The following is a 25,214-nucleotide window of genomic DNA, read 5'->3' as shown; positions in this document are numbered from 1 at the left end:
AATTTGTTTTCCTTACATTAAGGATTATTTAGTCAACCCCGATTTAGTTTGCAATTGGTTATGAATTGTCTGATCATCGATGATAATGTGGTAGCGCGCGGCGCCATGAAACAACTCGTCCGGCAGGATAAGGACCTGGTACTTTTGGGCGAATGTGAGAATGCGGTGGAAGCTTATCAAAAGATCATGAGTGAGCCTGTGGACCTGCTGTTGCTCGATATTGAAATGGATGGCATGACCGGAATTGAACTCGCCAAAAGCCTGGGTACCAAAAACCCGATCATTATTTTCGTGACCGGCCACCGCGACTACGCCATCGAAGCATTTGAACTGAATGTGGCCGACTACATGACCAAGCCCGTGACGCCGGTGCGGTTTTTACAGGCCATCGAAAAAGCAAAGGATATTTACAGAAGCAGGACCCAGGAAGTGAAAATGGACGACGAAAGTTTCGTTTTTATCCGCGATTCCAATGTGGTCCGGCGCATTAAAATCGACGATATCCTGTTTGCCGAAGCCATGGGCGACTATGTGAAGATCTATACTTTGGATCATTTTTATTCGATCCATTCGTCGCTGCGGCAGGTGGAAAGTAAGCTGCCCGTCGCTAAATTTTTGCGTGTACACCGGTCATTTATTATTCAGGTGGGCAAAATAGATACGATTGAGGGTGGAACGCTGATCATTAACCGTAAAACAGTACCCGTAGCCGACGCATACCGCGCCGCGCTGAACAAGCGGCTGAATATTCTCTGATACCGTCGACACTTCTTCCTTTTACAACGATATAAAAAGCCTTTCTGCCTTATCAGCATTGTATCCCGATACAGCCGGGGCTACATTTAACATCAGGATCAAGCATTATTAATACGCTTTCCAGAGTCAGTATGAAAACAAGAGCGCGCCTTTATTTTTACAGTATAGCAGGGTTTGTAACCGGGATTTTTGCGCTGATCGGCATTCAGTATACGACCAATGTCAATGTCGAAAACCTGATCAGCGGCAATGAAGAGCTGGTGAAGCAATACAAAATGAGCAGTAGCCTGGCCGAGTTGGAAAGCGATCTTTTGTTTATTGAAAACCGTATCAAATTGGCTGTGATCACCGGAGATTCCACGATGATCTCCCGATTTGGCGCGCGCATCGCCGAAATTCAAAAAGACGAAAACCTCCTGGAAAAATATAGCGACACGGTCAATTTGGCGGATGTGAAAAAACTGAACCAGCTGGTCGATGAACGCATCGTGTTCAACAACAGGCTGATAGATAGTTTTTACCATGCGGATAAAGCCGCTACGCAACGATTGATGGCCGACCTCAATGCGGGCAAACTGGGAGATTCGATCAGTACATTGGTTGAAGAAATAGATACTTCGGGCAAAGTCATACTGGCGCAGAAAATCAGATATGTGGATAGCAACGGGCAAAAGGTAGAGCGGTGGAACCAGATCCTGGCCGGGTTGGTGATCGTTTTAATGGCCGGTATTTTTATGTTGATCATTAACAGAATGAAACAGCAGACGGGCCTGATACATAAGCTGAACGAGAGCGAGAAACGGCTGAAAGCGGCGGCGCTGGTGAAAGAGAATTTTTTGGCCAATATGAGCCACGAGATCAGGACGCCGCTGAATGCGATCCTCGGATATACCCAGTTGCTTCAAAAAAAGCAGCTCGACCCGGATACTGGTTTTCAGATCAAAACCATCAGGCAATCAGGAGAAACATTGCTTTCCGTCGTGAATGACATTCTGGACCTGTCCAAAATCGAGTCCGGCATGATCCGTATCGAGGACGCGCCGTTCAGTTTGAGCGAACTCGTCTATTCCATTACGGCCATGTTCAATCAAAAAGTGGAAGAAAAAGGCTTGCTGCTGACTACTACATTGGCCGCTAATATTCCGGGTATCCTGAATGGTGACGCCGCCCGACTTACTCAAATACTGGTTAATCTGATTGGTAATGCCGTGAAATTCACGGATACCGGTGAAATTGTGCTGGGCATTACCGGTCAGCAGCTGGATATGGAGCACATTAAGGTGAGTTTCCAGGTAACCGATACTGGTATTGGCATTGATGAGGAAAAGCTGGACACCATATTCGAAAGATTCCGGCAAGCGGAAGACTCCACAACGCGCAAGTTCGGGGGCACGGGCTTGGGGCTGTCCATTGCCCGTGATCTCGTTCATCTGCAACACGGCAGCATTGCGATCAAAAGCAAATATGCTGCGGGAACCACCGTCACAGTCAGCATTCCTTATCGCATTTCCGACAATCAGAACGATCCTGCTCGATTGCAGAAAATGAGCGAGTTACCGGACATTCAACCCGGGCTGAGGGTGCTCATTGTGGAGGATAATGTGATTAACCAGGGATTGATGTCACGGCTGATGAGTGAATTGGACGTGGATAGCAAAGTTGCAGGCAATGGTAAAGAAGCCATTGAAATCTTAAAGAATGAAAAGTTCGACCTGGTGTTTATGGACATTCAAATGCCGGAAATGGATGGCTACGAGGCGACCAGGGAAATCAGAAACACATTGAAACTGAATGTGCCGATCATCGCCACGACGGCCCACGCGATGGCCGGGCAGCGAGAAAAATGTCTCAGTACGGGCATGAATGAACACCTCGCAAAGCCGGTCATGGAAAGTGAGCTGCAAAAGGTATTTCAACAATTTACAGGTAAGATTGTCGGCTTGAAAAGGCAGGTTGTTAATACACATAGTATTGACTATCATGTGATTGACCTTCAATATATGAGAGATATCAGTAATGGTGATCAGGATTATGAAAGAATGGCCGCCAGCCAGTTTCTCGATCTGATCCCAGCGGAACTGGCATCTCTGCAACGCGCATTTGATGTCCAAAATCAGGCGGCATTAAAGCGCATTGCTCATAATTTAAAATCAACGAGTTCAGTAATGGGTCTCGATGCCGTGCTTCGCGATGACCTGGACGCGCTCGTGTATGAGGAGCTCAGCCGTGAGCGTCAGCAGGAATTGATTCACCGTGTTGCAGCCGTGTGCCGACAAGCCCTGGAAGAAACACAGACGTTTTTTGATCACATTAATTGATTCACTTTCAGGATGATGTACTTCATTAAAAGGTCGCTGGCCTCGTTCCGGCAGCTGGGCGGCGCTTATGTTCGTGGGAACAAAAAACTGATCTGGCAGGCTATTTTCGCGGTATTTTTTATTGCCGTGGGTATCTGGTTTGTCACGCACGAGCAGACAGAATTGCATCAGGTCAGACGAATCCTGCTCACTTCCAGCTGGCAATGGCTGGTGACCGGGGTAGTGCTGACTGTTGTTTACATTTTGTTGCAGGCGATGATGTATGTCGCATCTTTCGCGGCTGTGGGCAACCGCATTTCGGTCGGAGACGCGTTGACGCTTTTTCTGAAACGGAATTTTATCAGCGTTTTTTTACCGGCGGGGGGCATTTCTTCGCTTGTATTTTTCACTGGGAGCATTGAAGCAAAAGGTATAGGCAAAACGCAGATTCACCTCGCTTCATCGATTTACGCCTTTGTGGGCATTCTTTCGGCAGTACTGGTGGCTATTCCTGCATTTCTTTTTGCTTTGGTCAATGGCGGGGTGGGGGCTGGCGAGTGGCTGGCGCTGGCAGGTGTGGCAGGCATCATTGTGCTGGGTTATTTGTTTTATCAATCGGTCATTTCAACAGGATATGCCTATCAAAAAATCATTCAGTACCGGCCGTCCGCGGAGGTGTATTTAGATGATCTGAGAAGTAATAGGATTGACCGGACACATTTTGCATTGACAGTACTATATAGTGTGCTCATTGAGCTGACGGGCATTGCACATTTGTACATTGCCATGATCGCACTGCATCTGGAACCTTCGTTGACAGCGGCTATTTTCAGTTACATCGTGGCGATCATTTTCCTGATCATTTCGCCATTTTTACGCGGTATAGGAGCCATTGAAGTGTCGATGACGTTTGTTTTGATGCGATTTGGCTTTAATGATGCTGCGGCTATTTCCATTACATTTTTCTACCGGTTCCTGGAATTCTGGCTACCACTTTTCGCCGGGGCAATGAGTTTTTTGTTAAAGATCAATAAACTGCTGATGCGCGTTTTTCCCGCGCTGCTGCTTTTGCTGCTGGGCGTCATCAACATTGTTTCGGTAGTGACGCCCGCGATAGGCGAGCGGCTGCATTTTTTGAAAGAATTTCTGCCTACCGGCGTGATCACAGTGTCCAATGTTTTTGTACTTATTACCGGGCTATTCCTTTTGGTAACCGCTGCATTCATGCTCAAAGGGCTGCGGGTGGCCTGGTATTTTGCGCTGGTTCTTTGCCTGCTGTCCATTGTCGGTCATCTTACCAAAGCCATTGATTATGAGGAATCATCATTCGCGCTGTTTGTGGCGGTCATTCTTTTTGTTTCAAGAAAAGAATATTACATCCGAAACAGCCGGAAACGTGGGTTGAAGAAATTATTGGGCAGAAAGGAAGACCTGGAATGGGCCAAAATGCAGATTGGTAAATATGGCAGTTCAGGAATAGATTATTTCAAGGCGTACCCCGATAAAATGATTTTTCGCGCCCCCAACGCGGATGGTTTCGTCGCCTTCCGTGTATCAGGCGACTTTGCGGTGGCACTGGGATCTCCGGTGACCGACAAAGGTTCACTGAAAACCTGCGCTGAATCTTTTGACAAATACTGCTTCCGAAACGGATTGAGAAGCATTTATTTCAGAGTTCCCGAGGATCACCTGGAAGCATTTCCAGGCAAGAAAAAGCTGTTTCTGGGTCAGGAAGGCATTATGGATCTGACCACATTCAGTTTGGACGGCGGTTCCCGGAAATCCATTCGGAACGCATTGAAAAAAGTGACTGACAAGGGGTACCACAGTAAAATTTACACCGCCCCAATATGTGACGAGATGCTGGGTAAATTAAAAGCCGTCTCAGACGAATGGCTGGCAGATACAAAAAGATCCGAAATCGTTTTTTCACAGGGTATGTTCCTGCGGGACGAGCTTAAAGAACAGACCATTATCACAGTAGAAAGTCCGGATGGTGAGGTAGTTGCATTCTTAAACATTATCCCAGACTACGCAAGTGGCGAGGGTACCTACGACCTGATCCGCAAAACCAAGGAGGCACCGAATGGTACCATTGATTTTATCACTGTCGAAATGTTTCACTATCTGAAAAAAGAAGGTTATAGTACTGTCAATCTGGGTTTTGCACCGCTGTCCGGTATCGCTGATCCCAGGAACTTTCCGGAGCATTCCATGAAATTTGCTTACGAGAAAATCAGGGCTTTTTCACATTACCAGGGCTTGCGGGCTTTCAAGGAAAAGTTTTCGCCGGTCTGGTACAACAGGTACCTTGTTTACGATGAGGATTATGATCTTTTCAAAGTGCCCGGTGCATTGTCGAATGTGATCAAACCTTAATGTGCTTTTCAAAAGGAGTTAGTTATGAAAAAAGCAGCTTTGTGTTTGGTGGGAATGCTATTGATCAGCCAAATCTGTCTGGCCGCGCAGATTAATTCGATCACTTATGGCCCTTTTGGGAAAATTATCCTGTATCATCCCACGGGAAAACCTACCTCTGTCGCATTGTTTGTGTCGGGTGATGGTGGGTGGAACAAGGGCGTACATGACATGGCAAAGAACATTGCGGCCCAGGGCGCACTCGTGCTGGGGATTGATGCCAAATATTATAAAAAGTCACTCGCAAAACTGCCAGACAAATGCGCCTATCCAGCCGGTGATTTTGAACAACTGAGTTTGATGATACAAAGGAAATACGCGTTTCCGACCTACGTGAAGCCTATATTGGTCGGTTACTCTTATGGTGCTTCTCTTATTTATGGGATTTTGGCACAGGCTCCGGCCAATACTTTCAAAGGCGCGATCGCACTGGGATTTTGTCCCGACATTGACATTAATAAGCCACTTTGCAAGGGTACCGCCCTGCTCAGCCACACCATTAAAGCAAATCACTCCTATTATCTGGACCGTACCCGGGGACTGACCGCACCTTTTGTAGTTTTGAATGGCGTAAATGACCAAACATGCCCCTATGAAGCTACCGGCGCCTTTTTGAAGGGACTACCCAATGCACAACTTGTCGGGTTGAATAAGGTAGGTCACGGTTTTTCGGTGAATGCAAACTGGGTACCGCAGTTCAAAACGGCTTATGCCAAAATACTGTCGGCGCCTTCTTTCAATCCAGGGAAGGGAGTTGATCACAAAAGCGCTGGGACTGATCTTGTCAAAACAAATTTACCACTGACATTACTTCCGTCAACTGCAAGGAACGATTTGCCACTTGTTTTCTTCATTTCCGGTGACGGCGGCTGGACGAGTTTTGACCAGTCTGTTTGCGAATCCATGGTGAAAGAAGGTATGCCAGTAGTTGGTTTGGACGTCCAGAAATACTTTTGGAACAAAAAGACACCTGGACAAACGACCGCTGACGTGAGTCGCGCGCTTACCATTTATATGCAGATGTGGCATAAAACCACATTCGTTCTGGCGGGGTATTCTTTCGGAGCCTCCGTCATTCCGTTTATAGCTAACCGTTTGCCGGTCGATATGCGTTTGAAGCTGGGAGGGTTGTACTGCTTTTCACCGGACGAGCGGGCCGATTTTGAAATTCACATTCTGGACATGCTGCATCTCAGCGGAGACCAGGGCGAGTACGATGTGGTGGCAGAAATGAGCAAAGTGAAAACCGTGCGGCCGATTTGCCTTTTCGGGAAGGATGAGGATAGCGCCGCCAGGAATAAGTTACGAAGTAATGGTATCAAAGTGATCATCATACCGGGTGGGCATCATTATGACAACAACTACTCAGTTTTGGCCAAAACCCTTTTGGAAGATGTTAAAGCGAATCGGCGGTGAGGTTGCATGTAAATATTGTCGTAAACAACCCCCGATATTGTCCTTTACGCACCCTTTTTGATCATGTATTGTTGCTTAATTTTGGATAAAACTTTAAGCCGTTTTCATGATTGCTGTGGAAGTAAAAATCGAAACGCCAAGATTATTGATTCGGGAGTACCAGGCAGGCGACTTGTTATCCATCCATGAGTATGCCAGCCAGCCTTCTGTGGTGCGCTACGAGAAGTGGGGACCTAATGCGTACCGGGATACGGAAGGATTTTTGAGGGATACGCAAATTTCAAAAAATGAAGAGCCACGTGTCACGTTTGAACTCGGTATTGAGCTGAAAAATGATGGTCGCCAGATTGGTGGTTGTGAATTGGACATTAGCAGTCTGGATGGCTGTGCCGCCATTATGGGTTACATTATCAACCCACTGTTCTGGAATAACGGGTATGCTACCGAGGCCGCAAAAGCGCTGGTAACATTTGGTTTCGAGGAGCATAACCTGGTCGTAATTCGCGGTACCTGCGACAGTAAAAATCTGGCCTCACAACGCGTCCTGGAAAAAACAGGCTTCGTTTTGGAAAAAGTAATTCCCCGTGATTTCATTCAGAAAGGGATCATGAGAGATACTTGCCAGTATATGATGGTGAGGTCACATTACATGCAGCATAAAAATAAAGGTCAGGAGTTGTCATAAAGGTCAGGAATTGTCACGAAGGTCAATGTCTGACAATTCCTGACTTCATGACAATTCCTGACTCCATTTCTACTTCCAGCCCCCACCCAAACTCCTATATAAATCCACTCGCGCTACCAGCGATTGGCTGCGGATGAACGCCAGGTTCAGCTCGGCCTGTAATGCATTGCCCTGTGCCGTGATCACTTCGAGGTAATTGGCCATATCACTTTTGTAAAGCAGTTGCGCATTGGTAATGGCCTGTTGCAGGATATTTACCTGGTTCGTCGCGATCACTTCCTGCTCCTTCAATTTTTGAGTTTGAACCAATGTATTGGAAACTTCGCCAATTGCGTTCAGTACCGACTGCCGGAACTCGATCACCGACTGTTCGCGCTGGATTTTGGCCACCTCATAATTGGTTTTCAACTGTCTTCTCGCAAAAATAGGCCGTGCAATCGTTCCTGCCGCAATACCAAACAAAGAACCCGGAATGTTGAACCAGTTGCTCGATTTGAAGGATTCAATACCGCCACTCGCTGAAATAATCAATGATGGATACATGCTGGCATGCGCCACACCAAGCTGCGCATTGGCAATTAGTACCGACATTTCGGCCTCGCGGACGTCGGGACGACGGCTTACGATTGCGGCTGGTACGCCCGTTGCCAGGCTGTCATCCGATTCAAAATCAGACAAGCTTACTTTTCTTGCGATGCTATTGGGCATCTGGCCGGTCAGTATCTGCAATGAATTTTCCTGAATGATAATGTCCTGTTCCAACTGCGGGATCAGCAGCGCAATGGATTCCCGCTGCGCCTCGGATTGCTGAATGGAAAGCGAGGTTGCTTCGCCAGCATCTTTCAATAACCGGGTAATTTTCAATGTGTTGTCACTCAATTCCAGGTTGCTTTTTGCGATTTCCAGCTGTTTGTCCAACATGAGCAAATTGAAAAAACCTTTCGCGATATCGGCTACTAGTTTGGTTTTTACGGCTTTGCTGGCTTCGTAAGTTTGCAGATACTGACCAAGCGTTGCTTGTTGTTGTCTGCGGATTTTGCCCCAGATGTCTGCTTCCCAACTCAGGTTCACGCCTGCAATGTAATTTTCAATGTGTTTGGAACCCAGGAAGTTACTGGCGCTGATACCATTCAAACTGTTGCTGGAAGGGCGGTTGTACTGGCCGGTTATCTGTAAATCTGCGCGTGGAAACTGTAAGAACCTTGCCTGTTTCACTTGTTGTTGCGCAATGTCAATGCGTTTCAAAGCCAATTGCAGGTCGTAGTTGTAAGCTATTCCCCGCTCGATAAGCCTTTGCAAGGTGGTATCGGCGAAGAAATTTTTCCACTCAATATCGGCTACGGTCGCTGTGTCCGCAAAAGTAGCATTCCGATATTCGGTCGGCAGGCTGAGTTCAGGGCGCTGGTAGTCTTTGGTTACTTTGCAAGATGAAATAACCATCGTCAACAGCAGAAAACCCAGGAAATGTGGAAGATCTATTTTGTTTTTCATGAATATGTTTCTAGAATTTTTGAGTCGTCGTTTTTTCTTTAATGGGGCGGTGGATTTTATTTTGACAACGCTTCATTAGCCAATTCCTTAGGCTTTCCGCCGACTTTTTCCTGTAAATATTGGAATATCACATACAGCACAGGGATCACGAATATCCCGAAGACCACGCCTGTCAACATACCGCCGACAGCACCGGTACCGATAGAACGGTTACCCAATGCAGAACCTCCTGTGGCGCGCATCAACGGGATCAGACCTACGATGAAGGCAAATGAGGTCATCAGGATCGGACGTAACCGGAGCCGCGAAGCTTCCAGTGCCGAATCCACAATACTCATACCCGCACGGCGACGCTGCACGGCGTATTCAATGATCAGGATCGCGTTTTTTGCCAACAGACCGATTAGCATGATCAGACCAACCTGTACGTAAATATTGTTTTCAATACCCGAAAGATTGATAAACAGCATGACCCCGAAAACACCGAGCGGAATGGTGAAAATCACCGCGAAAGGCAGGATATAGCTCTCATACTGCGCTGCAAGCAGGAAATACACGAACACAAGGCTCAGTACAAAAATCAACAGGATCTGTGAACCTGCATTGATCTCTTCCCGCGTCATACCAGTCCATTCGGTACGGTAATTGTTCGGAAGTACCTCTGCCGCAGTCTCTTTCACGGCACGGATCGCATCTCCTGTACTGTAACCCGGTTTTGGGGTTCCGTTGATCGCCACGGCATTGTACAGGTTATTTCTGGTTACGGTTTCAGGCCCAAATACGCGTTTCAACGTTACCAGCTGATTGGCCGGTACCATTTCGCCCTCTTTGTTTTTGACATAAATATTGTTCAGCGACGACGGATCTGCGCGGTAAGAAGCGTCAGCCTGCGCCATTACCCTGTAATATTTACCAAACCGGTTGAAATCGGAAACAAAGCTGCTACCATAGTAAATTTGCAATGTTTGCAGCAGCTCATTCACAGGTACATTGAGCTGCTTCGCTTTGGCATTGTCGATTTCAATCAGGTATTGTGGATTGGCTGTCGCGAATGTGGTGAATGCATAGGCGATCTCTTTTTTCTGCATCAACGCGCCCAAAAACTGGTTAGTAGTAGCGCTCAGTTTTTCAAGAGAACCATTACCGCGGTCTTGTAGCATAAATTCAAAACCACTGACATTACCGAAACCATCCACTGTCGGGAATGTGAAAAAGAATGCATTCGCATCATTCACCGCCCGTACTTTTTGGGACATCATGCCCACGATCTGGTCAAAATCCTTCACATCACCACGTTCTGCTTTGGGTTTCATTCTGATAAAACCAACACCATAAGGCGATGCATTGGAATTGGAAATAATGTTCATCCCTTCCACGACATAGCGCTGATCGGCAATAGGAGAACTTTTTACAATGCTGTCCACCTGTGCCATCGCCTTACTGGTACGATCCAGCGAGCTGCCCGGAGGCGTGTTCAGGGCATACAGGAGGAATCCCTGGTCTTCTGTCGGAATAAAACCGGTCGGCGTTTTTAATGTAAGCCAAAGTGTCGAACCCGTGATCACTAACAAGCCGACAATGGTAACCCATTTGGCACGGATCAGGAATTGCAGGCTTTTAATGTACTTATCAGTCATGGTTTGAAAGCCCGTATTGAATGCGGCAAAAAATCTTGCGCCGAATCCTTTGCGTTGATTTTGACCATTCTCATCAGCTGCATGCGGGTTTTTCAGGAACAATGCACACAATGCGGGACTGAGTGTAAGGGCGTTCAATGCCGAGATCAGGATCGCGATGGCGAGTGTGAATGCAAACTGCCGGTAAAATACCCCCGCCGGACCTTGCATAAACCCGACCGGTACGAATACCGCAGCCATGACCAGTGTAATGGAGATGATCGCACCCGAAATTTCATTCATGGATTCCGTCGTAGCCGGTCGCGCGTCCATGTGTGTCAGCTCCATTTTGGAGTGGACGGCCTCGACGACGACAATGGCATCATCGACAACAATACCGATAGCGAGTACCAATGCAAAAAGCGTCAGGAAGTTGATGGTAAAACCAAACAACTGCATGAAGAAAAAGGTACCAATAATGGCCACAGGAACTGCAATCGCAGGAATAAGCGTAGAGCGGAAATCTTGCAAAAAGATGAACACGACAATGAATACGAGTATGAATGCTTCGATCAATGTAGTACGAACCTGACCGATCGACTCATCCAAAAAGTCTTTGGAGTTGTACATGATGGTCGCTTTTACACCTTTTGGCAATGATTTGGAGAAATCAGCTAACAAGGCTTCGGCCTGGATCAAAATTTCGTTCGCGTTGGTACCGGCAGTCTGGAAAACGGCCACACCGGATGAAGCATCGCCATTCAGCTTACCGTTGGAAGAGTAGGTGTAGGACCCAAATTCCACCCGCGCCAGATCTTTCAAGCGGATTACCGAACCGTCGCTGTTGGCTTTGATAATGATATCTTCATATTCCTTATTCTGAGTCAGCTTTCCTTTGTATTTCAAGACATATTCAAAAACCTCTTTGCTACTCTCTCCCAAACGGCCCGGAGCGGCTTCAAGACTCTGTTCGCGAATGGCGTCCGTGACTTCCTGGGGTGACAATCCGTATGCTGCCAGGCGGTCAGGTTTCAGCCAGATACGCATCGAATAGTCGCGCGTTCCGAATGGCTGAGCCTGTCCGACCCCGGGTATACGCTGCATTTGCGGTACGAGGTTGATCTTGATATAGTTCAATAAGAAGGTTTCATCATAAGTAGTGTCTGAACTAGACAAGGCCACAAACATGATGATACTATTCTGCTGCTTTTGCGTAGAGATACCAGCTTGTACTACTTCCTGCGGAATCTGGCTTACCGCCTTTGAAACGCGGTTTTGAACGTTCACAGCAGCAATATCGGGATCGGTACCCTGTTTGAAATACACATTCAAAGCCATGGTACCGTCATTATTGGAGGAAGAAGTCATGTAAGTCATGTTTTCCACCCCGTTCACAGCTTCTTCGATGGGTGTTGCCACCGCACGGGCCACCACTTCCGCGTTCGCTCCCGGATATACGGCGGTTACCTGCACGGTAGGAGGGGCAATGTCAGGAAATTTGGTAATCGGCAAAGTTGTCAGCGCGATACCTCCCAGCAGTAATATCAGGATAGAGATAACCGTCGAAAGGACAGGCCTTTCTATAAATTTTTGAAACATAAGAATTGTGTTTCGCCCCAGCTAGCAGGGCGTGGTGTTGAGTTATTTGTTGTGGTGTTTGAGGCAAGCGATACGCTTGTCATCCTGAGCGCAGCGGCCGCCGCTGCGGTCGAAGGACGCCACTGTGTTCGCACTAAGCACTTGTTGCATTGTGCATTAGCACTTCCGCTCAGTGTGACAAAGCAAGGAGTGCTCAGGATGACAAATGCTTGCTAATAATGTTGCGCTCCGGGTTTAAATAGGGTTCGCCAGCAGCAAGCTATCCATTGACATCTTCTGCGGAGCGATGGCCATACCGTCCCTCAGCCTGTCCAGACCATTGTAAACGATCTTTTCACCTGGCTTCAATCCTTTGGATATCAGGTAGTAGCGACCACTTCTGTCGGATACTGTAACCGGGCGGCCTTCTACCTTGTTGCTATCCAGAACGGTGTAAACGAACACTTTATCCTGCAATTCAAAGGTAGATTCCTGCGGAATGAGCACCGATTTTACCAATTCACGAGGTATCCTGATCTTACCGGTGTTGCCTGAACGCAGCAGTCCGTTCACATTCGGGAATGTCGCGCGAAAGTTGATGGCGCCCATGGTTTTGTCAAACTGGCCTTCCACAATTTCAACTCTGCCTTTTTGCGGATAGGTGCTATTATCGGCCAGTAGAAGCTCCACAGGAGGAATCTGCTTGATCTTTTCCTCTACCGTGTTGCCAGGGAACTGATCTTTAAATTGCAGAAAATCCAGTTCGCTCATGGAGAAGTAGACGTGGATTTCTTTCGTTTCGGAAAGTACCGTCAATGCTTCCATCGTGCCTTTTCCAACCAAGCTGCCACCTTTGAAAGGAATGGTACCAATGTACCCATCCGCCGGCGCTTTGATCGAAGTATAGCCAATGTTGATCTTGGCAGCATCCACAGAGGCCTGCGCCTGGGATACATTGGCCTTTGCAGCATCGTGAGCGGCTTTGGCCGATTTCAGCTGTACGTCTGAAACCACATTGGCAGCCACCAGCGGCGTCAGCTTATCTACATTGATAGAAGCATTTTCCAATGCCGCTTTCGCCGATTGGAGGCTGGCCGTGGCATTATTCAGTTGTTCAAGATAAGGACGCGCGTCGATATGGAACAATACCTGTCCTTTGTGGACGTACGCGCCTTCATCTACGGAAATCTTGTCAAGGTAACCGTCCACCTGCGGCCGGATTTCGATATCGCGGCTGCCTTGAATGGAGGCGGTAAACTCTCTGTGCGCCGTTACCTGGTGATCGCTCACGGTCAGTACGGGTAAAGACTGCGCTGGCATTGCTGTGGCCGGGGCATTGGCAGTGGATGAACCGCAACTGTAAATGATTGCGGGTAATGAGGCAAGTAAAAAAAATACAATGAGCCTGTGAATTGAGGTTAAATGAGTGTTTTTCATGGATGTTGAAGCTCCTTTTGTGGTGATTATTAATTAATTAAGAGTAGATAGCGTGGTTATTATTACTAACGGTGTTAGCTTATTTTCAAAAAAATTACAAATTTTTGATGAATGCTTCCACAGTATCGTCCATTATTTTCTTGTTCATAGTGGAGTCATCAATATCGGAGCAGCGCATCATTACGATGGAAATCAAACCGTGTAGTACCGACCAGAACGCATAAATCTTAAAGCAGGTTTCATCGTCGGACGATTTTTTTTCTTTAACGATTCCTTCTATGGCTTCTCCTATGAAGTTACGGAAGCAATTGAATTCCGGTTTGATCTTTCCGACTCCTGAGCAAGGCATTCCCAAGCCATACATAAGCTGATAATACTCGGGATTTTTAAAGGCAAAGCTCCAATACGATTCTGCATGGGCCCTTAATCGATCCGTCGGATCCGGGTATTTTTTCTTGTTTTTTTCCAGCGTCCTTTCGAGTAACCTGAAACCATCCAAAGAAAGTTCAAACAGAATGGCTTCTTTATTTTCGAAGTGATCATAGATAACCGGCACACTGTACTCAATGGCATCCGCTATTTTTCGGATCGACAGTGACTGCCAGCCTTCATCCTTTACCAGCTGCAATGCAACTGACAGAATATTAGTCCGCATATTCTCTTTCTGCCTGATTCTTCTTTCAAGAATGCCCATATTAAATCCAAGTTTACCTAACGGTGTTAGTAAAGGTAGTGGCGTTTTTTTATTTTGTCAAGAAATTGTCCGGTGATATTTCAGCTGATGTCGTCTTTCCATTTAGAATGATCATTAAACCAGAAATAGTGATGCGCATAAATAGAAATACGTTTTTAAAAGAAATATCCCTGATGGCAGGCGTGGCGGCCATTCCGGCTGACCTGCTTGCGGAAGCACTGGCAACAAAGCCGCAAATGAAGCTGGGCTTTGTTACTTATCTGTGGGGTAAAGATTGGGACGTGCCCACGATCATTAAAAATTGTACGGATACTAAAATTCATGGCGTCGAACTTCGCGTGGAGCACGCACATAAGGTGATGCCCGAGCTCACAGCCGCCGAACGGGCGGAAGTGAAGAAAGAATTTGCGGATAGTCCCGTGAAAATTGTCGGGCTCGGGACTAATCAGCAATTCGATTATCCTGATCAGGCTAAATTGACCGCATCCATTGAGCGTGCAAAAGAATTTATCAAGCTTAGCGCCGACGTGGGTGGCTCGGGAGTGAAAGTAAAACCCAATGCATTGCACAAGGATGTGCCTGTTGAAAAAACACTGGAACAAATTGGTAAATCGCTTCATACCCTGGCGGCCTATGCCGCTGATTTGGGCCAGCAGTTGCGGCTTGAAGTGCACGGCGAGCAAACGCAGGAGCTGCCGAACATCAAGAAAATCATGGAATATGCGGATCATAAGAATGCCAAAATCTGTTGGAACTGCAACCCGCAAGACTTAAATGGGAAAGGTTTTCAGTCCAATTTTGATTTGGTAAAACAGTATTTTGGTGATACCATCCACGTGAGAGAACTCAACAGAACTGACTATCCTTACCCGGACCTGATCGCCAACCTGATCAAAATGAATTACAAGGGCTGGGTACTGCTGGAATGCCATACCAATCCCGACGATAAGGTAAAATCAATGGCCGAGCAGCGCGTGGTTTTTGATAAAATGGTGGTTTAGAGGTACTTTTTCATGTAAGAAATGATATGCGTCCAGTCGGTGGGCAACACGGTGTGCCCACCTTCGTGCATATAATAGCCCAACTCATTCATCAAAAGCGAGGTATCGCCGGCGGCAGGCATGTCTTTGGTTTCGGGGCCGTTCTCGTTAAAAAGCTTGTAAACCGGAGCCGCTGCGACAGCAGACAAAAACTCGCCTTTCGGATCCGACCAGTAATCTGTATTGCCAGTTTGAAGTAGTAACGGCCTTGGCGCAATTAATGCTACCAGCATGTGCGCATCCACAGGCATACTTCCTACATTCTCCGCGAATGAATGGTAATTGGGCGCAAACTGGTACAAATAGCGGGACGGATCGCTGATATGGCGAATCGTTTCACCATAATTTCGCCTGCTCAATGCCGCGCCACCTTCGCCGGAAATACTGGCAATGACCATTTTATAACGGGTATCTTTCACACCCGCCCAAAGGACAGTCTTGCCCAAACGGGACGCACCTTGTAATGCAACACGCTTACTATCAATCTGATTGTCTGTTTCGAAATAATCCATGGCCCGGGCCAGTCCCCACGACCAGGCCGCGATCGCTCCCCATTCATTGGCAGCAGTTTCGGTCTGTCCAGGTTTCAGGTAATGGTTTCGGATACCGTATTTGATACCATCTTTGAAGTCGGGTTCAATGTCTCCATAATACACAGTCGCAAACCCAAACCCAGCATCCAGAAATTGCTCGACATTCATTTTACCAAAAACAGTCGGCTGGTCTGCTTTGATCTTTTTGCCATCTTTCCAGATATAATTGATAAGCAACCCCGCGTCTTCAATGGTTTGATTATAAGCAGCAAAGGAAATATTCATCAGTAACGGAACAGGTTTCCGGGCCGCTGCGGGAATATAAATAAGCAGGTTCATTTGATGACCAGAAGTGTCTTTGGTAAAATAAACCCTTACCTGCTTGCGCACCGCCTTCCCATTGAATGCAGAAGTACCTTTGTCAAATACTTTGAAAGTCATTTCCTCCGGTTTAGGCGGTATTTTGCCAAACTGATTTTCTTCAAACAGTTTCACAAGCTCCGGCCGTCTTTTTTGCGTCCATTGCTTCGCGGTGGTGACCGCCTTGCCATCCAGGGATTTGAGCAATTCCGGAAGCGTATAGGTACCCACAGAATCCTCCTGGTAATTGACTGGAAAGCCGGCCACCACCGTGGGTCGGTTCGCCGCTTGTTGTGCAAAGCCGGTAAAGCTTAGGGTAATGAGGAAGCCAAGTAATAATGTTCTGGTCATGGTTCAGCAATGTTTCTAACACCCAAAGTGCTGTATCTGCCAGACTTACTACCTGTTTCCCGGGATCTTGTTCAGTGGCCCACCACCCACTGGTTCACCCTTTCCCAGAATGCCACCGGCTCATTAAACATCGGGCTATGGCCACTGTGATCAAAAATGGTAGTAGATACATCCGTGCTACCAATATGCGCTTTGATATCGTCAGCCAACTGGGGAGGGCACACAAAATCGTACTTTCCCCACAGCAAAAGAGTAGGCACCTTGATCTTGTGCAGGTTTTCGCTGCCTTTTTGAGCGTAGGCCTGCTTGTCGATTTCTTTGATGAAATTGTTGTAAACGCCATTGCTGAGGTAAGTCGTGACCGGATAATTATATTCTCTGATAAAAAACTTGATCAGTTCTTTGGTCGTCTTGCCGGTAGTGATTTCGCTGATCAGGTCTTCCGCGTCGTGGGCATGTCCATTGATTTTGCGGGTAACCGAGTAGTTGTTTTTTGGATCGTGATTGCGGCAATATTCTGCGATTTTCTTCCAATCTCCCGCATTCCTTCCCGCCAGTACTTCCTGCTCCGCGAATTGGATCAGGTTGTTGCGCGAAAGCGAATCACTAATGGCGTAGTTGTGCTCACCGTCCACCTGTATCCACCCGCTCACGAGGGATTGATTATCAGCCTGCTCCAAAAATAATGGTACGAGTAATCCTCCCCAGCTGTGTCCCAGAAGGTATATTTTCTTCGACTGGCCGTAGCGGTGGCGCAACAGAATGATCAGTTTTTTTAAATCGTCGAGGTAGTTGGGAATATTTGCTTTGCTGATATTGCCCTGCGTGGTACCGGCCAGCCGCTGGTCCCAGTAGGCGATTGCAAAATTCTTTTCCGCGATATTGGTGGCTTCGTCAATGTTATAGTACAACGATCCGTCACCCGGGCCGCCATGCACCATGACCAATATCTTGTCGCTGCTGATGTTCCCTTCGAGGTACACGTGCATTTTGGCGTCGTCATTTTCGAGATAAAACTGATCTTTGACAAGTCCACTGGTACCAATTTCTTCTTTCTGACATCCCGCCAAGAGCAAAACCATGGCCAGGGATATAATAACATTCATTTTCATAGCTAATAGATTGAATTATTTGAAACGTTGCTTGATTTTGACTTTGTGAGTCATGAGGTTGCTGAATTGGTACCCGGCACCAACCTCCATCATCACCCGGCCTACTACGAAGTTGTTATAGGGCAGATTAGTGAATAAAGTGGCTTTTGCAAATACCGAGAGTGGATTTGCAGGGTTTTTGATTGAAAAATCCTTGCCGAACCCTGCCGTAAGTGAGGGAGCGAAATAGAAGTCGCCCGCCAGTTTTCGTTTGGAAACGGCGCCATCATCACCAACACGATAAACAGTACCGTCAATGATCGTCCGGCTAATCCCGATTTGTGGTTCAAAGGTGGAAAACCAGCCATTCTGATTGATCCGCTGCCATTGATAGCCTGTTTGGAGAAAGACGTTGGTATTATAATCTTGGTGGTAATAAAATCCGAGATTGGCAGTAACGGAACGGTGGCGGTATATCGTTTTCCGTTCACCATTCCGCTTGGCTTTCCCGACCATCTTGCTGACTAAAAGGTAGTCCGCACCGATTTTGAGGCCAGGGTATTTGAGTGCGCCGAGTGCTGACGCATGTAGATTCAGGCCGCTTTCTTTGCTGGGAAATACAGACTGGGCGTAATTGTTAAAGGGAGCCAGGAGTAAAAACCAGGCCAGGTTCCAATATTTCATTTTTCAGGCTATTAGATTAGTTGAACATTATCTGGCTGACCGACAACCCAAGAATGGCTCACCCTAAACTGATTCCTGTATATTTTTTCAAAAGGGTTTTATCTGATTGAAAATCAGGCTTGTGTAAATAATCGTTAAAGCGCAACACCATAGCTTACCTTCACTTTGTCCATCACCACATGCGTGTAAAAATGTTTCAGATTAGGATTATCCATCAGATGTTTTTTGGAGAATTCTTCAAAATGGGCCATATCCCGGGCATGGGCTATGACTACAAAATCATAGGTGCCTGTTACATAGTAGCATTGAGCCACCTCCTTACATTGCTGCATCGCCTCCTTGAATTTGTCAATGGCTTTGGAAGTTCCTTCATGCAAAATAATGTCGATCACGCAGGTAATGCCAATACCGGCAGCGGCGGGGGATATGATCGAAACATCAGCCTCAATCACCTTCTCATTCCGCAACCGCGTAATCCTCCGTTGCACCGCGCTCTGGCTCAGGTTGACGATCCGGCTGAGCTCTTCGGTAGTCAGTCTGTTGTTCTGTTGCAGCTCACGGAGCAGCATTTTGTCGTGGTCATCCAGTATTTGCATAATTTACCCGGTTGGGTTCTAAGAATAGGTTAATTTATGATCATTTGAATTGATAATGCAAGAATTGAGCAGAATGAGGTCTTTAATTTTGCATAAAAACTTACAGATCAATGCACAACGAAAACTTTACAATCCCTGTCGGCAGCATATTTTCAAAAGCTGAAATAGCAAAATTAAGAAGCGAGACAAGGGGAGTTCAAAATGTGATCCACTTCAATAATGCGGGTTCGGGTCTCATGCCCGACATAGTCACCCAGGTGCAGCTCGACCACATTGCATTGGAAGCGAACATCGGTGGTTATGAAGCATCCGCTTTGCGGGCGGAGGCTGTGCAGGAATTTTATACGCAAACCGCCCTGTTATTCAACTGTAAACTGACGAACATTGCATTCACCGCCAGCGCGACGGATTCGTATACAAGAGCATTATCGTCGATTCCGTTTAAGCAGGGCGACATTATATTAACAGACAAGGACGATTTTGTCTCCAATCAAATTCAGTTTTTATCACTTCAAAAACGATTTGGAATCAAAATCGTGCACATTAACAATGCTCCGGAAGGCGGCGTGGACCTGGGTGATTTGGAAGAAAAGTTATTCAAACTAAAACCGAAGGTACTCGCCATTACCCATGTTCCTACCAACTCCGGCCTGGCGCAGCCCGTGAAGCAGATTGGTCATATTTATCAGAAATTTGTGGCTAACCAGGCGGACCAAAGCTGGTACATTCTGGATGCATGCCAGTCTGCCGGGCAGATGAAACTGGATGTGCAGGACCTGAAATGTGACTTCCTGAGCGTAACAGGCAGGAAGTTTTTGAGAGGGCCACGTGGTACGGGAATGCTATATATTTCCGATAAAGCCCTCGAATCGGGACTGGAACCATTATTTATAGATATGCGCGGCGCCGAATGGACGGATAAGGGTTCCTACAAGCAGCAGCCCGACGCCAGGCGATTTGAAGACTGGGAATTTGCTTACTCCACGGTGTTAGGAACGAGTGCGGCAATCGCCTATTGCCGTAGTATCGGCGAGGACAGGATCCGGGGCCAAGTAAAATTGTTATCCGGCAAAATGCGGAAAGAACTGGAAGCGATTGACCGGGTACGGGTGCTGGACAGAGGCCCGGAACTCGCAGGACTGGTCACATTCACGGTTGGAAATTCGGATCCTCTACTGATTGTCAATGAACTGGCGCGAAGAAAAATTAATGTGGTACCTAGTTACAGGGCATTTGGCTTGATTGATTTTGACGAAAAAGGCGTGAAATGGGCGATTAGGGCGTCGCCGCATTATTATAATACGTTGGACGAGGTTGAAGGATTTATTGAAAGTGTGAAGGAGATTATTTAATAGCTGTGAACAAGTGCATACTGCTGGCCAAGCTTCTGAAGTTGGGCAGAGTCGTAAGTTGGGCGTAGTCTCCGACTACGTCCGAGCGTCATCCGGTCTCTGACCGGTTTTCGGTTGTGCTTGTGCCGGTCTGAGACCGGCTTTCGCTCGGGCGTAGTTATAAACTACGCCCAACTTATCATTATTTATTAGCTGTGAATAAGTGCCTACGGCTGGCGCACTACGTCGTCAGCCGTAATTTTTATCAAGAAGGCCGCAGCAAATCATCAATCGCCGTATACCCAGTCGGCACGGAAACCTGCTCCCGTCTAGCCCCCGCTTTCAGCAATATTTCCACGGATTCCGGAGAGCGCCGATCAGTCCAGTATGAATGCACGCAGGCGCGGACTGCGTGTTGCAAAGGCGTCCATCCATTTCCGTCGGGTGTATCAATGGGCGATCCTCGTTCCACTAGTAACTTGACGACTTCGGGGCGTGCGCGCCAGGCTGCGACGTGAATGGCCAGGCTCTTTTTCGGAATTTCAAAGTAGCCGTCGCCTTCTTGAAAAACGGCATCTACCTTTACGCCAGCATCCAGTAACTGTTTGATACCCTCGACATTACCAGTACCTGCAAACTTGGCCAGCAACGTGCCGCCCATTAACAACATTTGATCCAAAAGTTCAGGTGCCTGTTCCAAAATGGATTTCATTAACTCGCTATTTCCCAACGCACAAGCTTCGATCAGCCGATCCACACCGTGCAGTGTATACGGAATTCCGCGCGTTTTGAGCATTGACAACACATCTCCACGACCTTCCCGCGCTGCACGTGCCGCCGCTGTGATGCCATTCGTAACAACCTGCGGATCGCCGCCATGATCAAGCAGTAGGGAAATGATGGCCAGGTGATTGTCGCGCATCAATGCATGGTTAAATGGAGAAGTGGTGGCCCAGTGACCATTCGGGTCCACGCCGAGTTCGAGCAGGTATTTTGCGCCAGCGTAATCGTGAACGTCGTGTTTTCGGATCAGCATCAGTACCAAACCTTCTGGCGTGACCTTGCCGGTTTCTACCAATGCCATCATCGCACCGTTTTCGTGGCTTTCGGGGGAATGGTACACTGCTTCGCCATCATTTGGGTTGGCGCCGTATTCCAGTAGCAGCCTGGTAAGTGCCTCATGATGTGCAATGCCAGCGGCGCCATACAATGCGGTTTCAAAGTCGGGATAATCGCCTTCTATCCAAAAGCCTGAGTTAGCATCCGCGCCAGCGTCCAGCAGCAGGCGTGCGGCCTTCAAAAAGTTATCATTACGTGTACTGTCCAGCCGGAGGTATTTTGACATACATAAATAAACCAATGCATTGCCTCCATAAGGTGCAGCGATCGCCGTAGCACTGGCAGGATCGGCAACCAGAAACGCGCGGACAACTTCAACATTACCTAATATGGCTGCTGTATGAATGCTCAGATCTGCCAGCTCAGGATATAGTGCCAGCATGGAATCTGCCTCCGTGAGTGACCCGTGCCAGATGGCTTCCCGGATAAATGCGGCCTGAATGTCCTCCGGTTCAACAGAATTTATAAGATTTTCGGTCATGGCTTTTTCTTTTTCAGCTGTAAGTTAGCAAAATTAAAATGTTCATTAGCGGACAGTTTACGTTCTTTTGCGAACAAATTATTTTTATGAAAAAACGCTTTTTTGAGCCAATTTGAGCCATTCAAGCACTTTTTAAAAACTGGCACGGATTTGTACGATAAAATAGAAACTAATAGCTAACTGCTTATGCGCCGAACCTACTTAGGAGAATTCGAGGAGATGGTTTTACTCATGGTCGCGATCCTGAATGGTGAAGGTTACGGCGTTACGATCAGCCAGGCGCTGGAAGAGCATACCGGCCGCAGCGTCACTTTCGGAACGGTTCACAATACATTGATCCGGCTGGAAGAAAAAGGGTTTGTGAAGTCGGAGCTGGGAGGCGCCAGTACTGAGCGCGGCGGCAGGCGGAAACGTATTTTCAAGGTTACAGCGCTGGGTAGCCGTGCTTTACAGGATATTCAGCAACTACGGCAGGATTTGTGGCAAATGATACCTTCGCAAGCTTTAAAACTGAGCAGTTTATGAGCCAGAATGCCCGACCAGACCCGCATCCACCAGGCTGGATACACAAATTATTATCCTGGCTGCATCCTGAAAATACACTGGAAGAGGTTGAGGGTGACCTGGACGAATTGTATGTGCATTGGTACAAAAAATCGGGAGGTACGATCGCGGATCTCCGGTATTTAATCAATGTCGTTTCGGTACTACCGCCATTTGTGCGCCGCCGAAAACCTGTTAATGAATTCGCAAAAACTCCAATCCTCCATACAGCCATGATCAGAGACTACATTAAAATTGCCTTTCGTAACCTCGCCAAATACAAGGCGAATTCTGCCATCAACATTGTGGGCCTGAGCTTCGGCATGACCTGTTTTTTTCTGATTTCGCTATACCTGTTCGATGAATGGACATTTGATGCATTTCATTCCAATGCAGACCGGATTTACAGGATCACTGAAAAGAAGACGTCCGAAAACGGCAAGCAAACGCATATCGCCTCGGTAGGTTATCAGATTGGCAAGTATGCCGCTACCGAGTTACCGGAAGTGGAGAATGCGGTCCGTGTGACGGCATTGGGACGAATGAATGTTTCCGATACCGCCGGCAGGAATGTGTTTCTCAGGGAAGTGACCATTGCCGATCGGAATTTTTTTCCGGTTTTTGACTATAAATTGATTGCCGGTGACCGTGCGACGGCGTTGCAGCAACCGTTTACAACCGTAGTCACCCGCCAAATGGCAAAAAATCTGTTTGGCACCGAGGATGCAATAGGTAAGATTATTAAAACCGACGGTTTCGATGCGCCTTTCACGGTAACCGGTGTTTGTGAAAACGTGCCAAAAAATTCCAGCTTTCAGTTTGACATATTGTTTTCGGAAAGTACCATACACGGCGATACATGGTATAAAGAGCGCTCCGACAGCGATTGGTCTTCTAATAGCTTCGTGACTTATCTTTTACTAAAAGATCAGGCGAATAGTCAGTCCGTTGCAGCGAAAATCAGGATCGCGGCCGCAGCACACGTAACGGAGAAGAAAGAGCCAGGTATTTTCTTCTTACAGCCGCTTCGCGACATCCATTTCTATTCCGAAGACATCGACAACAGCGCCGAGCGTAATAACAGCGTCGGTCGGATGGGCGACATTACTTATATCTACGTATTTGCGATTATCGGAATATTTGTCCTTTTGATCGCCTGCATTAATTACATCAACCTGACCACTGCACGCGCTTCGCGCAGGGCAAAAGAGATTGGCGTGCGCAAAGTGGCAGGTGCGCACAGAGGAAGTCTCACTGTCCAGTTCCTGATGGAATCTCTGGTGATTACATGCATTGCATTGTTAATCGCGCTGCTTGCGGTGCAGCTGGCTTTGCCCAAATTTAATGCTTTCACGGAAAAAGCGCTGGCGATGAATTTTGCATCTGATTATCGCATCTGGATGATAGTAATTCTGGCAACGCTTCTTACCGGTTTATTATCAGGAAGTTATCCTGCTTTCTTGCTTTCGAAATTCCAGCCATTATTACTGATCAAGGGGGTTACATCAACCCCGGGGACCAATAAAACCCGATTGCGACAAGGGTTGGTGGTTTTCCAGTTTACATTGTCCGTCGTGATGATTGTTGCCACGTTGGTGGTATACCTGCAGCTACGTTTTGTACGGAATAAAAATCTGGGTTTTAACAAAGAGCAATTAGTGATCGTGGATATTAACAGCGGCAAAGTCCGCGAAAATTTTCAGGCGATTAAGTCTGAATACGGCAAGCTCGCTGGTGTGAACCAGGTTTCGGTTTCATCCCGGGTACCCGGTGAATGGAAAAACCTGGCACTGGTTGAAGTTCATGTTCCGGCAGCCCGCGAAGGAGAGAATTCAAATATGACCTTCATTGGCGCTGATGAAGATTTTTTGAGAACGTTCGACATTAAATTGCTCGCCGGCCGGAATTTCGGAAATAGTGCTTCCGCTGATTCTTCCTCAGTACTGATCAATGAGTCGGCAGCCAGGGAACTGGGTATCCAATCGCCAGGGGGACAGTGGATAGAAATCCCTCGCAGGGACGGCAATGGAAATATGCACCCGCTTGATGTCCCTATGCGGGTACGTGTAGTGGGGATCGTTAAGGATTTCAACTTCCGGTCGCTGAGGGAAACCATTTCGCCGCTGGTAATCGGTTATCGCGTAAATCCTATCCAGTCGATCGATTACTTCACGGTCCGGTTGTCCGGTACAGACGCGCAGGAAACCGTGGCCCAGATGAAATACATTCTGCAAAAGATTGATCCGGACGATCTGTTTGAATACCACTTTCTGGATCAGCAACTGGCCTTGTTTTACCGCGAAGATGCCAAACGTGAGACCATTTTTATCGGTATGGTGCTCGCCACGGTGTTCATTGCCTGTCTCGGATTGTTTGGTTTGTCTGCATTCACGGCGGAGCAGCGTGCGAAGGAGATTGGTGTCCGCAAAGTGCTGGGTGCCAGCGTCGGCAGCATTGTTTCATTATTGTCAAGAGACTTTTTGAAACCTGTTCTGATCGGAATTCTCCTTGCTACTCCGGTGGCGTGGTATGTGATGCATCGCTGGCTGCAAGACTTTGCTTATAAGATCGACGTGGAATGGTGGATGTTCGCATTGGCTGGCGTATTGGCCATTGGTGTGGCATTGCTTACTGTTGGTTTTCAGTCCATGAAAGCCGCGCTGATGAATCCGGTCAAAACCCTGAGAAGCGAATAAG

The 25,214-nt window shown here is 47.4% G+C and carries 18 protein-coding genes; 9 read left to right on the top strand and 9 right to left on the bottom strand.

Going from position 1 to position 25,214, the window contains the following annotated elements; all coding sequences use genetic code 11:
• Window positions 1–60: 60 nt before the first annotated feature.
• The 5 genes from ABIO93_RS24155 (at window position 61) to ABIO93_RS24135 (ending at window position 7,572) form a co-directional block, all read left to right on the top strand.
• A complete protein-coding gene (locus ABIO93_RS24155) occupies window positions 61–756 on the top strand; it encodes a LytTR family DNA-binding domain-containing protein (protein WP_348072497.1) in 696 nt (231 codons plus the stop codon).
• A gap of 131 nt (window positions 757–887) precedes the next feature.
• Window positions 888–3,074 (top strand): ATP-binding protein, encoded by a 2,187-nt coding sequence (locus ABIO93_RS24150; RefSeq protein ID WP_348072495.1) that lies wholly within the window; start codon window positions 888–890, stop codon window positions 3,072–3,074.
• 12 nt (window positions 3,075–3,086) lie between these two features.
• A complete protein-coding gene (locus ABIO93_RS24145; protein WP_348072493.1) occupies window positions 3,087–5,432 on the top strand; it encodes a phosphatidylglycerol lysyltransferase domain-containing protein in 2,346 nt (781 codons plus the stop codon).
• A 24-nt stretch (window positions 5,433–5,456) separates the two neighbouring features.
• Window positions 5,457–6,887 carry an AcvB/VirJ family lysyl-phosphatidylglycerol hydrolase gene (locus ABIO93_RS24140; RefSeq protein WP_348072491.1) on the top strand — a complete coding sequence of 477 codons (1,431 nt, stop codon included), beginning with the start codon at window positions 5,457–5,459 and terminating at the stop codon, window positions 6,885–6,887.
• Between the two features lie 106 nt (window positions 6,888–6,993).
• A complete protein-coding gene (locus ABIO93_RS24135; RefSeq protein WP_348072489.1) occupies window positions 6,994–7,572 on the top strand; it encodes a GNAT family N-acetyltransferase in 579 nt (192 codons plus the stop codon).
• A 69-nt stretch (window positions 7,573–7,641) separates the two neighbouring features.
• Here the strand turns inward: ABIO93_RS24135 and ABIO93_RS24130 are convergent, their stop codons facing one another.
• From ABIO93_RS24130 to ABIO93_RS24115, 4 genes are all read right to left on the bottom strand, one after another.
• Complete coding sequence (locus tag ABIO93_RS24130; protein WP_348072487.1) at window positions 7,642–9,063, bottom strand: efflux transporter outer membrane subunit; 1,422 nt, start codon at window positions 9,061–9,063, stop codon at window positions 7,642–7,644.
• A 56-nt stretch (window positions 9,064–9,119) separates the two neighbouring features.
• Window positions 9,120–12,278: an efflux RND transporter permease subunit gene (locus ABIO93_RS24125; RefSeq protein ID WP_348072485.1), complete on the bottom strand. Its 3,159-nt coding sequence runs from the start codon at window positions 12,276–12,278 to the stop codon at window positions 9,120–9,122.
• Between the two features lie 234 nt (window positions 12,279–12,512).
• Window positions 12,513–13,694 (bottom strand): efflux RND transporter periplasmic adaptor subunit, encoded by a 1,182-nt coding sequence (locus tag ABIO93_RS24120; protein ID WP_348072483.1) that lies wholly within the window; start codon window positions 13,692–13,694, stop codon window positions 12,513–12,515.
• Between the two features lie 94 nt (window positions 13,695–13,788).
• Window positions 13,789–14,388, bottom strand: a complete 600-nt coding sequence (locus ABIO93_RS24115; protein WP_348072481.1) for a TetR/AcrR family transcriptional regulator — start codon at window positions 14,386–14,388, stop codon at window positions 13,789–13,791.
• Window positions 14,389–14,519: 131 nt separating this feature from the next.
• On the opposite strand from ABIO93_RS24115, the gene ABIO93_RS24110 reads away from it, so the two are divergent.
• Window positions 14,520–15,389, top strand: a complete 870-nt coding sequence (locus ABIO93_RS24110; protein ID WP_348072479.1) for a TIM barrel protein — start codon at window positions 14,520–14,522, stop codon at window positions 15,387–15,389.
• Here ABIO93_RS24110 and ABIO93_RS24105 read toward each other — a convergent pair.
• The 4 genes from ABIO93_RS24105 to ABIO93_RS24090 all read right to left on the bottom strand — a co-directional run bounded on the left by ABIO93_RS24105 (window position 15,386) and on the right by ABIO93_RS24090 (window position 19,043).
• On the bottom strand, window positions 15,386–16,672 hold the full coding sequence (locus tag ABIO93_RS24105; protein ID WP_348072477.1) for an acetylxylan esterase: 1,287 nt from the start codon (window positions 16,670–16,672) through the stop codon (window positions 15,386–15,388). The genes ABIO93_RS24110 and ABIO93_RS24105 overlap by 4 nt on opposite strands.
• Before the next feature lie 71 nt (window positions 16,673–16,743).
• The gene (locus tag ABIO93_RS24100; protein WP_348072475.1) at window positions 16,744–17,784 is read right to left on the bottom strand and encodes an alpha/beta hydrolase; all 1,041 of its coding nucleotides are present in this window, start codon (window positions 17,782–17,784) and stop codon (window positions 16,744–16,746) included.
• Window positions 17,785–17,799: 15 nt separating this feature from the next.
• The gene (locus ABIO93_RS24095) at window positions 17,800–18,447 is read right to left on the bottom strand and encodes a hypothetical protein (RefSeq protein WP_348072473.1); all 648 of its coding nucleotides are present in this window, start codon (window positions 18,445–18,447) and stop codon (window positions 17,800–17,802) included.
• Between the two features lie 134 nt (window positions 18,448–18,581).
• Complete coding sequence (locus ABIO93_RS24090; RefSeq protein WP_348072471.1) at window positions 18,582–19,043, bottom strand: Lrp/AsnC family transcriptional regulator; 462 nt, start codon at window positions 19,041–19,043, stop codon at window positions 18,582–18,584.
• A gap of 110 nt (window positions 19,044–19,153) precedes the next feature.
• On the opposite strand from ABIO93_RS24090, the gene ABIO93_RS24085 reads away from it, so the two are divergent.
• Window positions 19,154–20,395, top strand: a complete 1,242-nt coding sequence (locus ABIO93_RS24085) for an aminotransferase class V-fold PLP-dependent enzyme (RefSeq protein WP_348072469.1) — start codon at window positions 19,154–19,156, stop codon at window positions 20,393–20,395.
• Window positions 20,396–20,639: 244 nt separating this feature from the next.
• Here the strand turns inward: ABIO93_RS24085 and ABIO93_RS24080 are convergent, their stop codons facing one another.
• Window positions 20,640–21,974: an ankyrin repeat domain-containing protein gene (locus ABIO93_RS24080; RefSeq protein ID WP_348072467.1), complete on the bottom strand. Its 1,335-nt coding sequence runs from the start codon at window positions 21,972–21,974 to the stop codon at window positions 20,640–20,642.
• Between the two features lie 186 nt (window positions 21,975–22,160).
• On the opposite strand from ABIO93_RS24080, the gene ABIO93_RS24075 reads away from it, so the two are divergent.
• Together ABIO93_RS24075 and ABIO93_RS24070 are read left to right on the top strand one after the other, a co-directional pair.
• On the top strand, window positions 22,161–22,499 hold the full coding sequence (locus ABIO93_RS24075; protein WP_348072465.1) for a PadR family transcriptional regulator: 339 nt from the start codon (window positions 22,161–22,163) through the stop codon (window positions 22,497–22,499).
• A complete protein-coding gene (locus ABIO93_RS24070) occupies window positions 22,496–25,213 on the top strand; it encodes an ABC transporter permease (protein ID WP_348072463.1) in 2,718 nt (905 codons plus the stop codon). Before ABIO93_RS24075 ends, ABIO93_RS24070 begins: the two co-directional genes overlap by 4 nt.
• Window position 25,214 lies beyond the last annotated feature (1 nt).

Origin of the sequence: Dyadobacter sp. (assembly GCF_039919315.1) — a bacterium.
In the GTDB taxonomy this organism is placed as follows: Bacteria; Bacteroidota; Bacteroidia; order Cytophagales; family Spirosomataceae; genus Dyadobacter.
The sequence above is the reverse complement of the archived record's forward strand: the minus strand, read 5'-3'. Positions and strand labels throughout refer to the sequence as shown.

Bases quoted from the DNA above. Each gene is read 5' to 3' on its own strand.
- ABIO93_RS24155 (WP_348072497.1), top strand. From the start codon at position 61: ATGAATTGTCTGATCATCGATGATAATGTGGTAGCGCGCGGCGCCATG.
- ABIO93_RS24150 (WP_348072495.1), top strand. From the start codon at position 888: ATGAAAACAAGAGCGCGCCTTTATTTTTACAGTATAGCAGGGTTTGTA.
- ABIO93_RS24145 (WP_348072493.1), top strand. From the start codon at position 3,087: ATGATGTACTTCATTAAAAGGTCGCTGGCCTCGTTCCGGCAGCTGGGC.
- ABIO93_RS24140 (WP_348072491.1), top strand. From the start codon at position 5,457: ATGAAAAAAGCAGCTTTGTGTTTGGTGGGAATGCTATTGATCAGCCAA.
- ABIO93_RS24135 (WP_348072489.1), top strand. From the start codon at position 6,994: ATGATTGCTGTGGAAGTAAAAATCGAAACGCCAAGATTATTGATTCGG.
- ABIO93_RS24130 (WP_348072487.1), bottom strand. From the start codon at position 9,063: ATGAAAAACAAAATAGATCTTCCACATTTCCTGGGTTTTCTGCTGTTG.
- ABIO93_RS24125 (WP_348072485.1), bottom strand. From the start codon at position 12,278: ATGTTTCAAAAATTTATAGAAAGGCCTGTCCTTTCGACGGTTATCTCT.
- ABIO93_RS24120 (WP_348072483.1), bottom strand. From the start codon at position 13,694: ATGAAAAACACTCATTTAACCTCAATTCACAGGCTCATTGTATTTTTT.
- ABIO93_RS24115 (WP_348072481.1), bottom strand. From the start codon at position 14,388: ATGGGCATTCTTGAAAGAAGAATCAGGCAGAAAGAGAATATGCGGACT.
- ABIO93_RS24110 (WP_348072479.1), top strand. From the start codon at position 14,520: ATGCGCATAAATAGAAATACGTTTTTAAAAGAAATATCCCTGATGGCA.
- ABIO93_RS24105 (WP_348072477.1), bottom strand. From the start codon at position 16,672: ATGACCAGAACATTATTACTTGGCTTCCTCATTACCCTAAGCTTTACC.
- ABIO93_RS24100 (WP_348072475.1), bottom strand. From the start codon at position 17,784: ATGAAAATGAATGTTATTATATCCCTGGCCATGGTTTTGCTCTTGGCG.
- ABIO93_RS24095 (WP_348072473.1), bottom strand. From the start codon at position 18,447: ATGAAATATTGGAACCTGGCCTGGTTTTTACTCCTGGCTCCCTTTAAC.
- ABIO93_RS24090 (WP_348072471.1), bottom strand. From the start codon at position 19,043: ATGCAAATACTGGATGACCACGACAAAATGCTGCTCCGTGAGCTGCAA.
- ABIO93_RS24085 (WP_348072469.1), top strand. From the start codon at position 19,154: ATGCACAACGAAAACTTTACAATCCCTGTCGGCAGCATATTTTCAAAA.
- ABIO93_RS24080 (WP_348072467.1), bottom strand. From the start codon at position 21,974: ATGACCGAAAATCTTATAAATTCTGTTGAACCGGAGGACATTCAGGCC.
- ABIO93_RS24075 (WP_348072465.1), top strand. From the start codon at position 22,161: ATGCGCCGAACCTACTTAGGAGAATTCGAGGAGATGGTTTTACTCATG.
- ABIO93_RS24070 (WP_348072463.1), top strand. From the start codon at position 22,496: ATGAGCCAGAATGCCCGACCAGACCCGCATCCACCAGGCTGGATACAC.